Origin of the sequence: Tersicoccus solisilvae, assembly GCF_014643255.1 — a bacterium.
Lineage (GTDB): Bacteria > Actinomycetota > Actinomycetes > Actinomycetales > Micrococcaceae > Tersicoccus > Tersicoccus solisilvae.
Genome location: NZ_BMJI01000005.1, coordinates 40,010 through 55,387, shown reverse-complemented (window position 1 = coordinate 55,387; position 15,378 = coordinate 40,010). Strand labels below are relative to the sequence as shown.

At 73.0% G+C, this 15,378-nt stretch carries 15 protein-coding genes; 13 read left to right on the top strand and 2 right to left on the bottom strand.

The genetic code is table 11. From position 1 onward, the window contains the following. Window positions 1-101: 101 nt before the first annotated feature. Genes IEX22_RS06390 through IEX22_RS06360 form a run of 7 tightly spaced genes read left to right on the top strand, consistent with a single transcriptional unit; the run spans window position 102 to window position 7,672 of the window. Complete coding sequence (locus IEX22_RS06390) at window positions 102-764, top strand: PglD-related sugar-binding protein (protein WP_188667501.1); 663 nt, start codon at window positions 102-104, stop codon at window positions 762-764. Next, window positions 757-1,812, top strand: a complete 1,056-nt coding sequence (locus tag IEX22_RS06385; protein WP_229659822.1) for an N-acetylneuraminate synthase family protein — start codon at window positions 757-759, stop codon at window positions 1,810-1,812. The genes IEX22_RS06390 and IEX22_RS06385 overlap by 8 nt, the downstream gene beginning before the upstream one ends. Beyond that, window positions 1,809-2,972: a UDP-N-acetylglucosamine 2-epimerase gene (gene neuC / locus IEX22_RS06380; RefSeq protein ID WP_188667499.1), complete on the top strand. Its 1,164-nt coding sequence runs from the start codon at window positions 1,809-1,811 to the stop codon at window positions 2,970-2,972. Before IEX22_RS06385 ends, neuC begins: the two co-directional genes overlap by 4 nt. Then, on the top strand, window positions 2,969-4,048 hold the full coding sequence (locus tag IEX22_RS06375; RefSeq protein WP_229659821.1) for a sugar phosphate nucleotidyltransferase: 1,080 nt from the start codon (window positions 2,969-2,971) through the stop codon (window positions 4,046-4,048). Before neuC ends, IEX22_RS06375 begins: the two co-directional genes overlap by 4 nt. Then, window positions 4,045-5,058 (top strand): SDR family NAD(P)-dependent oxidoreductase, encoded by a 1,014-nt coding sequence (locus IEX22_RS06370; protein ID WP_188667498.1) that lies wholly within the window; start codon window positions 4,045-4,047, stop codon window positions 5,056-5,058. The genes IEX22_RS06375 and IEX22_RS06370 overlap by 4 nt, the downstream gene beginning before the upstream one ends. Window positions 5,059-5,070: 12 nt before the next feature. Then, window positions 5,071-6,231, top strand: a complete 1,161-nt coding sequence (locus tag IEX22_RS06365) for an aminotransferase class I/II-fold pyridoxal phosphate-dependent enzyme (protein ID WP_188667497.1) — start codon at window positions 5,071-5,073, stop codon at window positions 6,229-6,231. Next, complete coding sequence (locus IEX22_RS06360; protein ID WP_188667496.1) at window positions 6,224-7,672, top strand: lipopolysaccharide biosynthesis protein; 1,449 nt, start codon at window positions 6,224-6,226, stop codon at window positions 7,670-7,672. The genes IEX22_RS06365 and IEX22_RS06360 overlap by 8 nt, the downstream gene beginning before the upstream one ends. A gap of 82 nt (window positions 7,673-7,754) precedes the next feature. Here IEX22_RS06360 and IEX22_RS15815 read toward each other — a convergent pair whose 3' ends face one another. Next, window positions 7,755-9,719: a GH25 family lysozyme gene (locus tag IEX22_RS15815; protein ID WP_229659820.1), complete on the bottom strand. Its 1,965-nt coding sequence runs from the start codon at window positions 9,717-9,719 to the stop codon at window positions 7,755-7,757. A 295-nt stretch (window positions 9,720-10,014) separates the two neighbouring features. Then, the gene (locus IEX22_RS06350) at window positions 10,015-10,776 is read right to left on the bottom strand and encodes a DUF8692 domain-containing protein (protein WP_188667495.1); all 762 of its coding nucleotides are present in this window, start codon (window positions 10,774-10,776) and stop codon (window positions 10,015-10,017) included. A gap of 278 nt (window positions 10,777-11,054) precedes the next feature. Here IEX22_RS06350 and IEX22_RS06345 point away from each other — a divergent pair, with 278 nt between their 5' ends. From IEX22_RS06345 to IEX22_RS15810, 6 genes are all read left to right on the top strand, one after another. After that, window positions 11,055-12,275: a TadA family conjugal transfer-associated ATPase gene (locus tag IEX22_RS06345; protein WP_188667494.1), complete on the top strand. Its 1,221-nt coding sequence runs from the start codon at window positions 11,055-11,057 to the stop codon at window positions 12,273-12,275. A gap of 2 nt (window positions 12,276-12,277) precedes the next feature. Continuing rightward, complete coding sequence (locus tag IEX22_RS06340; RefSeq protein ID WP_188667493.1) at window positions 12,278-13,135, top strand: type II secretion system F family protein; 858 nt, start codon at window positions 12,278-12,280, stop codon at window positions 13,133-13,135. Further along, window positions 13,132-14,073 (top strand): type II secretion system F family protein, encoded by a 942-nt coding sequence (locus tag IEX22_RS06335; protein ID WP_188667492.1) that lies wholly within the window; start codon window positions 13,132-13,134, stop codon window positions 14,071-14,073. The genes IEX22_RS06340 and IEX22_RS06335 overlap by 4 nt, the downstream gene beginning before the upstream one ends. A gap of 73 nt (window positions 14,074-14,146) precedes the next feature. Continuing rightward, complete coding sequence (locus tag IEX22_RS16535) at window positions 14,147-14,443, top strand: hypothetical protein (RefSeq protein ID WP_438816603.1); 297 nt, start codon at window positions 14,147-14,149, stop codon at window positions 14,441-14,443. Continuing rightward, window positions 14,440-14,877, top strand: a complete 438-nt coding sequence (locus IEX22_RS06325; RefSeq protein ID WP_188667491.1) for a TadE family protein — start codon at window positions 14,440-14,442, stop codon at window positions 14,875-14,877. The genes IEX22_RS16535 and IEX22_RS06325 overlap by 4 nt, the downstream gene beginning before the upstream one ends. Then, on the top strand, window positions 14,864-15,370 hold the full coding sequence (locus IEX22_RS15810; RefSeq protein ID WP_229659819.1) for a hypothetical protein: 507 nt from the start codon (window positions 14,864-14,866) through the stop codon (window positions 15,368-15,370). Before IEX22_RS06325 ends, IEX22_RS15810 begins: the two co-directional genes overlap by 14 nt. Window positions 15,371-15,378: the final 8 nt, after the last annotated feature.

Genomic DNA, 15,378 nt, shown 5'->3' with positions numbered 1-15,378 from the left:
GGTGGCCCAAGGCCGTGGTGGCCCGTACGGTGGAGGCGCCGGAGGCGACCAGCACCGGGATCGACCCGGCGACGGGCCACGGCCGCGAAGGAGCGAGACGGATGCACGACTGGCTGATCATCGGAGCGTCCGGGCACGCCCGCAGCGTGGCCGCGGTGATCCGCGGCACTGGCGGCACCGTCGCCGCCGTCAGCGATCGGGACCCCGGTGACCCGGCCGTCCTCGGCGCTCCGGACGCGCGGGTCTTCACCGACGACGCGCCGGCCCTGGACCACGCCCGCGAGCACGGCCTGGCGATCACCGTGGCGATCGGGGAGAACGCCGTCCGGGAGCGGGTGGCGCAGGTGATCCTGGCCACGGAGCCGCTGCGCGCCCTGGCCCACCCCCTCGTCGCCGCCACCGCCACCGTCGACGCCCTCGCCGACCTCGGCCCGCTGGTCCAGGTGCTCGAGCACGCCCACGTCGGGCCCGGCGCCGTCGTCGGCGCGGGCACGATCGTCAACACCGCCGCCGTGATCGAACACGACGCGCGGGTCGGTGACTGGTCTCACGTCGCGCCGGGAGCCGTGCTGCTCGGGGCCGCCGCGATCGGGGAGAAGGTCTTCCTCGGGTCGGGCGCGCGGGTGCTGCCGGGCCGCATGATCGGGCCCGGCGCGGTGCTCGGAGCGGGCACCGTGGCGGTGGCCGATCTGGAAGGTATGGCAACATATGGGGGAGTCCCCGCCCGTCCCCTGCATGCCCGAAAGGTCCCTCTTCTTGACTGATTCCGCGGTCCCCGAGGCTGTCCAGTTCGGCTCCCACCGCATCGGCGCTCAGGAGCCGACGTTCATCATCGCGGAGGCCGGGGTCAACCACGACGGCGACATCGCCGTCGCCCACGAGCTGGTGGACCTGGCCGCCGACAGCGGCGCCAACGCGGTCAAGTTCCAGACCTTCGATCCGAGTGCGCTCGTCTCCGAGTCCGCCGGGACCACGCCGTACCAGCAGGCCGCCGGGTTCGACCAGTCGCAGGCCGAGATGCTCTCCGCGCTGACCCTTCCGAGACAGGCCTGGGCGGAGCTGCGGCAGCACAGCGAGGAGCGCGGTATCACGTTCCTCTCCACCCCGTTCGACCTGGACAGCGCCCACCTGCTCGCCGACATGGGCGTGCCCGGGCTGAAGATCGGCTCCGGGGAGCTGACGAACACGCCGTTCCTCGCCGCCGTCGCCGCCCTCGGGCTGCCGATGATCGTCTCCACCGGGATGGGCACCGTCGACGAGGTGGCCGACGCGCTCGCCGCGACCGCCGCGGCCCCAGCCACGGTGCTGCTGCACTGCGTCTCCTCCTACCCGGCGCCGCTGGACCAGGCCAACCTCCGGGCCATCCCCGCCCTGCGTGACCGCTTCGGGGTGCAGGTCGGCTGGTCGGACCACACGCCCGGCGCCCTCACCGCCGTCGTCGCCACCTCCCTGGGGTCGACGCTGCTGGAGAAGCACATCACCACCGACCGCACCCGCAACGGCCCGGACCACGCCGCCTCCCTGGAGCGCGACGAGTTCGTCGACTACGTGCAGCGGGTCCGCGAGGTCGGCCAGGCCCTCGGCGACGGCAACAAGCGCCGCATGCCGAGCGAGGAGGACAACGCGACGCTGGTGCGCCGGTCGTGGCACGTCGTCCGCGACGTGGCCGCCGGCTCCGTGATCACGGCGCAGGACGTCTCCGTGCTCCGGCCCGAGGGCGGCCTGCCGCCGTCGGCGGAGGTGGTGGGCAGGACCGCCGGCCGCGACCTGAGCGCCGGCGACCAGCTGACGGACCGAGACCTCTCCTCGTGAGGGTCCTCGCATTCGTCGGTACCCGGGCGGACCTGTATCCGCTCGCCCCGGTGCTGACCGAACTCGCGAGTCACGTCGAGCTGCACGCGGCCACCGCGGTCGGGTTCGCCCCCGGCGCCGCCGCCCCGCTGCTCGCCGGCGCCGGCCTGGCAGACGGCAGCTTCGTCCACCACGACCTCGGCCTGCACCTGGCCGCTCCCGAGCCGGCCGGCCAGACCGCCACGGGTGCCGCGCTGGCCACCGCCGTCGGGGCGCTGATCGAGTCGACCCGGCCCGACGTGCTGCTCGTCCTCGGCGACCGCTGGGAACTGCTGTTCGTGGTCCCGGTCGCGGCCCTGCACGGCGTGCGCATCGTCCACCTGCACGGCGGGGAGGTGACCGAGGGCGCGCTGGACGAACGCGTCAGGCACGCCGTCACCAAGCTGGCCGACCAGCACGGCGTGGCCACTGAGGGCGCCGCCCGCCGGGTGCGCCAGCTCGGGGAGGACCCTCGCCGGGTGCACCGCACGGGAGCGCCCGGCCTGGACCGCTTCGCCGACGCCGCCCCGCTGACCGACGAGCAGTTCGCCGCGGAGTTCGGGGTGACGCCCCGCAGCCCGCTGCTGATGGTGGCCTACCACCCCGAGACGGCCACGGACGGGGAGGACCCCGGCACGGTCGCGCGCCGGGTCTACGCCGCCGCGACCGCCACCGGGGGCACCGTCCTGGTCACCCACCCCGGGTTCGACCCCGGCCGGGAGCGCATCGTCGCCGTGCTCGACGAGCTCGCCGCGGCCGGCGACCCGCACGTCATCCTGCGCGAGAACCTGGGCCCGCTCTACCCGGCGACCATGGCTCGCGCCGACGCCATGCTCGGCAACTCCTCCTCCGGGATCATCGAGGCCGCCAGCTTCGGCCTGCCCGTGGTGAACGTGGGGGAGCGGCAGCGCGGCCGGGAGCACGGCGCCAACGTGATCGACTGCGCGGACGACGCCGCCTCGCTGCGGCGGGCGATCGACGCCGCGCTGGATCCGGCGTTCGCCGCCGCCAGCGCCGCCACGACCAACCCGTACGGCGATTCGCACGCGGCCGGCCGCATCGCCGCCGTCGTCCGGGCCGCGCCCGAGCAGTCACTCGTGAAGACCTTCATCGATCTCGACGGGCAGGACCGCGCATCATGACGAGAACCATGACCTTCGACGACCATCTGGGCGCCTGCTGCATCGGCACCGGCGCCACGCTGCGGGAAGCGCTGCAGACCATCGACCAGGGCGGCTCCTCGATCGCCCTCGTCATCGACGACCAGTCCCGGCTCGTCGGCGTGCTCACCGACGGGGACGTCCGGCGGGCGCTGCTGGCCGGTGCCGACCTCGGCGATCCCGCGCGCGACGTCGCCAACACCACCCCCCGCACCGTCAGCCCGGACGAGGGCCGCAGCCGGGCCCTGGACCTGATGCGCAGCCAGCGGATCACCGAGGTGCCGGTGGTGGACGCCGAGGGCCGGTTGCAGGGCCTGCACACCCTCACCGACATCGTCGGCCGGAAGGCGCTGCCCAACGTCGCGCTGATCATGGCCGGGGGCCGCGGCACGCGCCTGGGGAATCTGACGAAGGACACCCCCAAGCCGCTGATGACGGTCGCGGACCGGACCATCATCGAGTGGATCATCCTCGGGCTGGTCGACTCCGGCATCACGTCGATCTACGTCTCCGTCGCCTACCTGGCCGAGAAGATCGAGGCGCACCTGGGCGACGGCTCCCAGCTGGGCTGCACGATCACCTACCTGCACGAGGACCCCGAGACGCCGTTGAACACGGCCGGGGCGCTGGGCGTGCTGCACCACGAGCGGCCGGACCTCGCCGAGCCGATCATCGTCACCAACGCGGACCTGATGGTCCGCTACTCGGCCGCCGACCTGCTGGCGTTCCACGCCGAGCGCGGCGCGACCGTGACCGTGGCGGCGCGCCCCTACACGCACCAGATCCCGTTCGGCGTCCTGGAACTGGAACCGGGCCGGCGGGTCAGGGAAGTGGTGGAGAAGCCCACCATAGAATGCGAGATAAGTTCCGGGATCTACGCCGTGTCCCCCGAGGCGCTGGCCATGGTGCCCTACCTGACCCCGTACTCGATGCCCGACCTGATCCAGGCGTGCATCGCGTCGTCGCGGACCGTCAGCGCCTGGCCGATCGAGTCGGACTGGATCGACGTCGGCACCCCCACCGATCTCGCCAAAGCGAAAGGCCAGTCACCCGCATGAGCACGAGCACCCAGGATCTGTCGGGCAAGACCGTCGTCGTCACCGGCGCGGACGGCTTCATCGGCAGCCACGTCACCCAGCAGGCGATCGCCGCCGGCGCGAACGTGCGCGCCCTGTGCGTCTACAACTCCAACGGCTCCTACGGCTGGCTGGACGAACTGAGCGCCCAGGAGCGCGACGCGGCCGACCTGCGCCTCGGTGACATCCGTGACGCGGAGTTCGTCTCCGACCTGGTGGCCGGCGCCGACGTCGTGCTGCACCTGGCCGCCCTGATCGCCATCCCGTACTCCTACCAGGCGCCGCGCTCCTACGTGGAGACGAACATCGTCGGCACCCTGAACGTGCTCGAAGGGGTCCGCCGGCACGAGGTGCCCCGCATGGTCAACACCTCCACCTCCGAGGTGTACGGCACCCCGGAGACGGTGCCGATCACCGTGAAGAACGAGCTGCGCGGCCAGTCGCCCTACAGTGCCACGAAGATCGGCGCGGACAAGCTGTGCGAGGCGTGGGCCCGCTCCTTCGAGACGCCCGTCATGGTGCTGCGCCCCTTCAACACCTTCGGCCCGCGCCAGTCGGCGCGCGCCGTGATCCCCACGGTGCTGCGCCAGATGGTCGCCGGGGCGAGGGAGATCCGCCTCGGCTCGCTCACGCCGCGCCGCGACTTCACCTACGTCGAGGACACCGCCGACGGCTTCCTCCGCGCGGCCACCGCCGACATCCCGCTCGAGGGCCAGGTCATCCAGCTGGGCACCGGGCACGACGTGACCATCGGCGAACTGGTGGAGCTGGCCCGCGAGGTGACCGGGTCGACGGCCGAGATCATCACCGAGGACGAGCGGGTCCGGCCCGACGCCAGCGAGGTGATGCGGCTGCTCTCGGATCCGTCGCAGGCGCTGGAGGAGCTCGGCTGGGCCCCGTCGGTCGACCTGGAGGAGGGCCTGCGCCGCACCGCGGAGTGGATCTCCACCCGGAACGTCGACGCCGCCGACGCCGCCCGCTACGCGCGCTGAGGGGCGGACACGATGACTGAACGGATTCCCCTCGCCGTCCCCAACATCGGAGCCCGCGAGTCGGAGCTCGTGCGCGACGCCGTCGACAGCGGTTTCGTCTCCTCCGTCGGGCACTACGTCGCCGACTTCGAGCGCGCCTTCGCGGAGAAGGTCGGCGCGAAGCACGCCGTCGCGTGTGCCTCGGGCACCGCGGCCCTGCACGTCGCCATGCGGATGGTCGGCATCCGGCCGGGTGACGAGGTGGCGGTCTCGGACTTCACCTTCATGGCCAGCTCCAACGCCGCGTCCTACCAGTTCGCCGATCTGCTGCTCGTCGACTCCCGGGCCGACACCTGGGGCATGGACCTCGACCTGCTCGAGGTGGAGCTCGAGCGCCGGTCCCGCGGCGGCGAGCGGCTGCCCAAGGCGATCGAGATCGTCCACATCCTCGGTCAGCCGGCCGACGCCGCGCGGGCCGTGGCGCTGGGCGAGACGTACGGCATTCCGGTGATCGAGGACGCCGCCGAGGCGCTCGGCGCCGTCTACACCGACGGTCCCGCCGCGGGCCGGCACGTGGGCACGGTGGGCCTGATGGGGGCCTTCTCCTTCAACGGGAACAAGATCATGACCACCGGTGGCGGCGGCATGCTGACCACCGACGACGACGAGCTGGCCGCCCGGGCGAAGCATCTGACCACCCAGGCGCGGCTGCCCGACCGGGGCTACCTGCACGACGAGGTGGGCTTCAACTACCGGCTGACCAACGTCGCCGCGGCGCTCGGCGTCGCCCAGCTCGAGCGGCTCGACGAGTTCGTCGCCCGGAAGCGGGAGATCGCCCAGCGGTACACCGACGCGTTCGCGGACACGGCGATCACGCCGCCCCCCCAGGTGCCCGGCACCGAGTCCACGTTCTGGCTGTACTCGGTCCTGGTTCCGGACCGCGGGCGCGACGACGAGTCGGCGCGGGACGAGCTGCAGGACTTCCTCGGCGTCGCCGGCATCGATTCCCGTGCGCTGTGGCGGCCCCTGCACCTGCAGCCGCCGCTGAAGAACGAGCGGGTACTCGGGGGCGCGGTCGGCGAGGACGTGTTCCGGCGCGGCCTGTCGCTGCCCTGCTCCACGACCCTGACGGACGCGGAGCAGGAGCGGGTGATCGGCCGGGTGCTCGAGTGGCTCGACCGTCCCGGTGACTGACGCCCCCGACGCCGGAACCGCCGGGGCCACCGGCACCGCGGACGCGGCGGGGCCCGCCCCCCGCGCGCGCACGGGGAGGGCGTCGCTCCTCTACCTCATCGGCGCGCTCGCCCAGGGGCTGGGCATGTTCCTGGTGCAGCCGTTCGCCATCCGGGTGCTGGCCGACGACGTGGCCTGGCAGGAGCTGTACCTCTCGATCTCGTTGATCCAGGTGGGCGTCGTGCTGGCCTCCGCGGGCCTGCCCCTGGCGATCACCCGCGCCTGGTTCGACACCGACGGACACCGCCGTGCCCGGTCGATCAGCGGTTTCCTCACCGGGTTCGGGCTGCTGCTCGGTGTTCTGGCCGCCGCGGTGTTCGCCGCGGTGCGCGGGGGAGCGCCGGGGACGTCGACCTTCAGTCTGGCGCTGGTGGCGATGGGCGTGCAGTCGAGCGTGCTCGCCGCCCAGGCCATCCTGCGCGCCCAGGGCCGCGCCGTCGCCTTCGTCGGGCTGAGCATCGGCTCGTCCGTGCTCGCCTATCTGGTGGGCCTGGTCGCGATGCTCGTGGTGGCGCCCGACCCGACGGTGTTCATGGCCGGTTACGGGGCGGTGCTCCTGCTCACCGGCGTCGTCGCCGCCCTGATCACCGGACCCGTGCTGCCGTTCACGGTGCCGGGGGCGATCCGCGAATCGCTGGCGATCGGCTTGCCGGTGCTGCCGCACACCGGTGCCCTGATGCTGCTCACGCAGGGCGCGCCGTTCCTGCTGGCCTTCCTCGCCGCAGCCGGACTGTCCGGCGACTACGGCAAGGTGCAGATCTTCGTGCTCGGCACCATCACGCTGCTCAACGCCCTGAACAACGCGTGGGTGCCGGAGCTGATGCGGGTGGACCGCGAGCAGCGGGACGCACGGCTGCGCTCGATCATGGGCGTCGCGAGCTGGGCGGCGCTGGGCATCGTCGTGGTCGCCGCCGCCGGCGCGAACGTCGTCACCCACGTGCTGGCGGTCGGGCGGGAGGACCTGATCCCGGTCGCGCAGGCCATGACGCTGGGCACCTTCGGCTACGCGCTGTACCTGAACGCCTCGACCCTGCTGTTCGCCGACAAGCGCACGTGGGTGCTGCCGCTGGTGACGCCGGTGGTCCTCGTCGTCTCGGCCGGCATCGCCTGGCTGCCGGCCGCGGCCGGCAACCTGGTGGGCACCGCCGTCGCCTCGGCGGTCTCCTTCACCCTGCTCGGGCTGGCCTACCTCGCCGTGGTGTGGCGGCGCTCCCGGCGCGGGTGGCCGCTCGGCCGGCTCGCCGCGGTCACGGCGGCCGGCCTCGGCTATGTGCTCGTGCTGATGCTGCTGCCGCGCGACGTGGTCACCGGGCTGGTGACGGTCGCCGTCGTCGGCGTGGCCGGCGGGACGGGCGCCGTCCTGGTGCTGCTGCGCCGCCGGCGTCGCGCCGCCACCGCGTGAGCGCGGCGGCCGCGGCCGCCGCGCATGACGAGAGGCCCGCACCCTCACGGGTGCGGGCCTCTCGCGTCGGGTCAGCTGCGGGTCACCAGGCGCGGATGGTCTCCCCGCCGGCGATGTTGTACGAGTTCCAGCCGGTCCCGAAGGTGCTCACCGAGCCCCAGGTGCCGTTGCCCGGGACGGCGTAGTAGCGCAGGTTGCCGCCCTTGACCCGGACGGCCAGGCCCATCGAACCGGCACCGCTGAAGTTGCTGAGCACGCTGATCGAGCTGGCGATGTTCCACGAGCCGCCGACGTAGCGCGGCGCGCTCCGGTTCAGGAAGCCGCCGGTGCCGTTGCCGCGGTAGACGTACAGGCCGCCGGTGCGCGGGTGCCGGGCGAGCAGGTCCTCCAGGCCGTCGCCGTCGAAGTCGATCATGACGGTGTCGAAGCCGGTCCAGCCGGCGCCGAGGGAGCCGCCCTGGACGAGCCCGCCGTTGCTCCACCGCCACAGCGTCATGGTGCCGTTGCTGTTGCGGGCGAGAACCTGCGGGTAGGCACTCGAGGCGATCCAGTAGCCGACGGTCAGCTGCGCCCCGGCGATGCCGCCGCCCCGGATCAGGTACGTGGCGGCGCCGAAGCCGCCGGTCTTCTTCCCCGGGTAGACGGTCAGGCTGCCGCTGCGCCACTGGCCGAGCAGGTCCAGGACGCCGTCGTTGTTCCAGTCGATGACCGTGACGGAGCGTGCCGTGGCCCAGCCGGTGGAGATCCGGTAGCGGGTGCTCACGGTGCCCCGGCCCGTGGCGGGGTAGTTCCAGAGGTTCCCGGCCGTGTCGGCGGCCACGACGTCCGCGGGAGAGGTGATGGACGGGCCGGTGGGCTGGATCACCGGTGCGGGGGCGACCGGTGCGGCGGAGGCGACGGCGCCGCGGGCGAAGGTCTGCAGCTGCGCGTAGGAACCGTTCCACTGGTTGGAGTCGCCGACGAACGGGCCCTCGGAGGAGAACTGCCAGATGCTGTAGGTGGACCAGCTGGCCGGCATGTCACCCACCCAGGTCGAGTACGCGGCCAGGTGCAGCGGGTTGTCGCTGAACGCGGCGCTGTTGCCGGTGCACTTGATCCACCAGTCGGTGGTCGTGTAGATCGCCGGGGCCCGGCCGGTCTTCGCCTTGACCGTGTTGGAGAAGTCCCGAATCCAGGACACCATCTGCGCGGGCGTGAGGTCGAAGCACGCGTTCCCGAGCTCCGGGTACGGGTTGTACTCGACGTCCAGCAGCGGCGGGAGGGTCTTGCCGTCACCGGACCAGCCGCCGCCGTTGTTGATGAAGGTGGTGGCCTGGCTGGCACCGGAGGACACGCCGGGCAGCGCGAAGTGGTAGCCGCCGCGAATCATGCCGACGGCGGCGGCGCCGTTGTACTGCTGGGAGAAGTAGTCGTTGACCTGGTAGTTGCCCTCGGACGCCTTCACGTAGGCGAACTTCGAACCCTGGCTCCACGCCGTGGCCCAGTTGACGTTCTGCTGCCAGCCGCTGACGTCCATGCCGAGGACGCCGCCGTCCGGGGTCCAGCTGGCGGTGGTCCGCGCGGTGGACGGCGTCGACGTGCCGGACGGGCTCTTCGCCCGCACGCCGGAGCCCGTCGCCCGGGCCTTGACGCCCTGCCCGAGGTAGGCGCCGTTGGTGCCCTGCTGCTTCTTCAACTCCGCCAGATCGATGTCCGAGCGGACCGTGCTGGCGCGTTCGGCCGCCGTCAGCGGCGTCGTCTGCTTGGGCAGCGTGGTGCCGGGCGCGGAGCTGGTGGACGAGCTCCGGGTCGGCACCGGAGCGGTCGGCACGGGGGCGGCGGGCACGGACGCGGCCGTACCGGGGGTGCCGGCGGCGGGCGAGCCGGGCGGGGCGTACGGGTTCACCGGGGCCGCGACCGCGGCGCCGGCGCCGGGGCCGACGACGAGGGCGAGCGCGATCGCCGTGGTGAGCCAGCGGGTGAGCGCCCGGAGCGGGCGCGCGGTGGCGGTGGAGGAGTCGAGGTGGTGTCCGCCTGAGACCTGCGGATCACGTGAGTGAGATGTCATGGAATTGTCTCCGCGATAGCGCCCGCGGGGTCGGGCGTCGTTGGGCACACCGGACCGAACAGTCCGATGCGGGCTGATCCCGCCGGGAACACCCCCCGATGCTCACGGCGTGTCGGCTTGACATTGAACGGCCAAACCCACTCGTCAAGATATCACGACAGTGTTTCGGGTGGGACTGGCGTGATCAACGTGACAACGAAACGGTCACGGCAGTCACTCCCGTCTCTTCTGCCCCTATCGACCGCGGGCGGGCGCGCGTAAGCGACGCGCGGGTACGGGCGTGCTGGTCAGCGGGTCAACGCGAGGTGCGGCGCAGCAGCATGGCGAGGGAGGTGACGGCGATCAGGCACATCACGAACAGCTCACCGCCGGACTCGATCAGGGCCAGCCAGGCCAGCGCCCCCTCACCGGTGACCACCCGGGCGAGCAGCTCGGCGCCCATGTCGATGCCCACGGCGAAGACGGCGAGGGCGACGAGCAGCAGCGCCAGGCGGCGGGTGTCCTGCCGTCCGAGCGCGTCGGCGCGGCGATGGGCGAGGACGACGAGCGCGGCGAGCACGAGGCCGCCCCCGGCCCACACCCCCAGCTCGCCCGCGTCCTGCGGGCGCAGGCCGGCGATCGAGGGAAGGCTGACGTGCTGCAGGATCAGCTTGGCGCCCCGCTCGTGCAGGGCGTACGAGTCGTCCGCCGTCATCACCGCGAACACGAGGGCCCACGCGGCGTACACGGCGCGCCGGCGGCGGACGGCCAGCCCGATCATGGCCAGGGTGGCGACGGACATCGCCGCGTACCCGGCGACCTCGGGCCAGGACCGGTCGTTGTCCCCGTTGAACCGCGGACTGTCGAACACGGCGAGGGCGCCCTCGTGGGGGCCCGTGTAGTAGAGGACGTTCGCGGCCATCAGGGCGAGCCACACGCCGGCGGCAACGACGGCGGTGGTCACCACCAGCGGGTGGCGCCAGCGCGGGACGCCGCCGGCGACGCCGACCCGCGGGTGCGCGCGCCTCGGCGCACGGTGGATGCTCGTGAGGCGGTCACGACTGACCGTACGGCTCATGGTGTCCCCCCACCCGTCGGACGCCCTCCCTGCCCCCAGGGAGAGTCACACCGGTGCGTCGCCCCCCGGCCACGCGGTGTTCACCCAGTGTTCACCACGGCAGGCGTTCTCACCAGTGCTGCGACCGGTCTCCGTCGTCGATTCCGGGTGGGTTGTCCACAGGCTGTGCCCGAACGCTGGTCGGCGTCCCGAAGGACGATTACGCTGCTGCCACGGTCCGGTGACGACGGCCCGTCGTGGAGCCCGTGAGGGTCCGCGCGCGAATACGGGGGGTCCGTATGGACGCTGTTCAGATCGTCGAGGGAGAGGTCCGCGAGCTGATCCGGCTGCGCGGTCTCGACCCGGCCCGGCAGGGCCATGAGGTGCGCCTGCTCATCGACGCCGTGGTCAACGACTACTCCGAGCGCGCCCTCGTCTCGCCGTTGCCACCCCTGGGCGCGCTGTCCTCGGCACAGCGACAGGTGTTCGACGCCGTCGCCGGCTTCGGCCCGCTGCAGCCGTTCCTGGACGACCCGGGCGTCGAGGAGGTCTGGATCAACTCTCCCCGCGAGGTGTACGTGGCGCGCGGCGGGGAGTCCGAGCTGACGTCGCTCTCGCTGACCGAGACGCAGGTGCGCGATCTGGTCGAGCGGATGCTCGCCACCTCCGGCCGTCGGCTGGACCTGTCCAGTCCCTTCGTCGACGCCGCTCTGCCGGACGGATCCCGCCTCCACGTCGTCATCCCCGACGTGACCCGCCGGCACTGGTCCGTGAACATCCGCAAGTTCGTGGTCCGCGCCCGGCGGCTCGAACACCTGGTCGAGCTCGGCTCGCTCTCCCCGTCCGCGGCGCGCTTCCTGGCCGCCGCCGTCAGTGCCGGGCTGAACATCCTGGTCTCCGGGGCGACCCAGGCGGGCAAGACCACGCTGCTCAACTGCCTGGGATCGGCGATCGGCCCGCGTGAACGAGTGATCACCGTCGAGGAGATCTTCGAGCTGCAGCTGCCGCTGCGGGACGTGGTCGGGATGCAGTGCCGACAGGAGAACCTCGAGGGGGCCGGGGAGATCCCCCTGAGACGCCTGGTGAAGGAGGCGCTGCGGATGCGGCCGGACCGCCTGATCGTCGGCGAGGTGCGGGAGGCCGAGGCCCTCGACATGCTGATCGCCCTCAACAGCGGCCTGCCGGGCATGGCCAGCGTGCATGCCAACTCGGCGCACGACGCGCTGGCGAAGATCTGCACCCTGCCGCTGCTGGCCGGGGAGAACATCAGTGCCGCCTTCGTGGTGCCGACCGTGGCCTCCTGCCTCGACCTCGTCGTCCACGCCGAACGGCTGGCCTCCGGGTACCGGCAGGTGGCCCAGGTGCTGGCGGTCGGCCGCCGCGTGGAGGCCGGGGTGATCGAGACCGCCGTCCTCTTCGACCGTCGCGACGGGGAGCTCCGGCCCACCGGCAGCGGCATGCCGGTGGACGACAAGTTCGTCCGCGCCGGCCACCGCGTCACCGATCTGCTGGAGGTGTGAGCATGTCCGCCGTCCTCGGGACCGTGCTCGGCGTCGGGCTGCTGCTGATCTGGTGGTCCTGCTGGCCGCGACCGGTGGCCCGGAACTCTGGACGCGGTACGGGTCGCGTCCGGGCGATGCTGCTGGCGGCCGGCATCGAGAACGTCAGTCCGGCGTCCCTCGTGGCCACGTGCGTCGGCGCCGGCGTGCTGGTCTTCCTGCTCGTCTTCGTCGTCAGTGCCGGGGCGACGCCCATCGCGGCCTGCTTCGGCCTGTTCGGCGGCTGGCTGCCGCTGGCCGTCGTGCGCTGGCGGGCTCGCCGGCGGGCGGCCTCCCTGCGGGAGCTGTGGCCCGACGTCGTCGATCACCTCCGGTCCGCCATCCGTGCCGGTCTCTCCCTCGCCGAGGCGCTGACTCAGCTGGGGGAGCGCGGGCCGGAGGAGCTGCGCCGATTCTTCCGGGATTTCGGCGCCGACTACCGGTCGGGCGGCCAGTTCGAATCCGCCCTCGACCGCCTCAAGGAACGGCTGGCCGACCCGGTCGCCGACCGCATCATCGAGGCCCTGCGCATGACTCGCGACGTGGGCGGCTCCGATCTCGGCCGGCTGCTCGGCACGTTGTCCGAGTTCCTGCGGGAGAACTCCCGCACCCGCAGCGAGCTGGAGGCCCGACAGTCGTGGACGGTGAACGCCGCCCGGCTGGCCGTGGCGGCACCATGGATCGTGCTGCTGCTGATGGCCACCCGGCCGGAGGCCGTCGCGGCCTACAACTCGGCGGCGGGAGCGGCCGTGCTGCTCGGAGGGTTGGCCGTCTCCGTCGTGTGCTACCGGCTGATGCTGCGGATCGGGTCGCTGCCGCCGGACGAGCGAGTGCTGCGATGAGCGCCGAGCACCTGGGTTGGGCGGTCCTGCTCGGTGCGGGCACCGGGCTCGGCCTGTGGCTCGCCATCGTGCGGCTGCCCGCCCTGCGGGCGCCGACGTTCGCCGACCGGATCGCCCCGCAACTGCGCGCCGTCGCGACCCGGTCACGCCTGTTCGACGAGGCCGGCCCGGCCACTCCGTTCGGCCCCGTCGAGCGCATCTTCCGTCCCGTGCTCGTCGACGTGGCCCGGTGGTTCTCCCGGTTCGCCGTCGGCGCCGCGACCACCGGGCGCCGCCTGGCGCAGGCCGGCCGCGACGTCAGCGTCCTGGACTACCGGGTGCAGCAGGTGGTGTGGGCCGGCCTCGGTCTCTTCGCCGGCACGGTGCTGGGCGTGGCCGGCGTGCTGACCGGCCGAACCTCCACCCTCGCCGCCCTGCTGCTCGTGGTCGCCGGGGCGGTCGGCGGATTCGCCCTGCGAGACGCCGTGCTGAGCGCCCAGATCCGCCGACGGGAGGCCCGGATGCTCAGCGAGTTCCCGAGTCTGGCCGAGCTGATGGCGCTGGCCGTCAGCGCCGGTGAGAGTGCCGGCGGGGCACTGGAACGCGTCGTCCGCACCTCCCACGGGGAGCTCGCCGGCGAATTCGCCCGGGTGCTCGCCCAGCACCGGGCGGGCACGCCGCTGCGCACGGCCCTGAGCGAGCTCTCCCGCCGCACCCAGCTCGCACCGCTCGCCCGCTTCGTGGACGGACTGAACGTCGCCATCGAACGCGGGACGCCGCTGGCCGACGTGCTGCACGCCCAGGCCGCCGACGTTCGAGACCTCTCCAAGCGCCAGCTGATGGAAGCCGCGGGCCGCAAGGAGATCGGCATGATGGTCCCCCTCGTCTTCGGGGTGCTCCCCCTCACCGTGGTGTTCGCGGTGTTCCCGGGCATCGCCCTGCTCAACCTCGGGTGGTGACGACTCGTGCCGCCACCGACCCTCCACCCCACCCCGCCGGTCAGACCGGCACATCACCGCACAGGAGAACACCATGGATCACCACCTCATCGTCCCGACGCCGCGCTGGTCGCTCACCGGGCGGCGTCGCCCGCCCGCCGCTGCGCACCCCGCCGTGGGCGCCGTCCTGCTCACCCTCCTGCTCGCCGCGCCGCGAGCGGTGATCGGCCGCGTCGGCGCCGGTGAGGACCCCGAACGCGGGGACGTCCCCGGCTGGGTGATGATCACCCTGATGTCCGCGGTCCTGGTGGCGGCGCTCCTCGCGATCGCCGCCCCGGCGCTGCAGGGGCTGTTCGAACAGGCCATGCAACAGGTGCAGCCACGCCGATGATCCTCACGACCGTTCGCCCGGTGGCGCGCGGCCGGCCGATTCGCCGGGATGACCGGGACCGGGACGACCGGGACCGCGGTTCGGCCGTGGTCGACTTCGTGCTCGTCGGCGCCGTGGTGACCCTGCTGGCGATGTCGATCGTCCAGCTCGCCGTCATCCTTCACGTGCGGAACACGCTGCTCGACGCGGCGAGTTCAGGCGCTCGCTACGGGTCCCTCGCCGACCGGACGGCGGCCGAAGGCCGGCAACGCGCCCACGACCTCGTGGCGTCCACCCTGGGGGAGGACTACGCGGGCTCGGTGACGGCGCAGGAGGGCCGGGACGCGGGCCGGCGGACCCTGCGCGTGACCATCACGGCGCCGATGCCGGTCCTCGGGTTGGTCGGCCCGTCGGGGCTGCTGCAGGTCGAGGGGCACGCCGGTGCGGCCCCGTGACGATGCCGCGGCGCCCGGCCCGGCGCGCCCCAGGACGGTCGTCGCGGCCGTGCGGGAGCGGATCCTCGACGGTCCCGGCGGCGCCGACGCCGGGAGCGCGGTGATCGAGTTCGTCGTCCTCGGCACCCTGCTCCTCGTCCCGGTGGTCTACTTCATCCTCAGCCTCGGCGCCGTGCAGGCCGGCTCCTTCGCGGTCGTCGGCGCCGCGGACCAGGCGGCCAAGACCATCGCGCTGAGCGAGGACCCCGCCTCGGCCGGTGGGGCTGCCGAGGCGGCCGCGGCCACCACCATGGGGGACTTCGGGTTCGACCGCTCCGCCTGGACCGTCGACGTCGCCTGCTCCGCACCGGGATGCGAGGGTGCCGGCGCCCGGGTGACGGTGCGAGTCCGGCTGACCGTGCCCCTGCCGCTGGCGCCCGCGGTCGGCGGGTCGACGCTCAGCGCCGCCGCGGTCGAGTCGAGTTCGACCGAGATCCTCGGCCGGTACCGGTGAACGGGTCG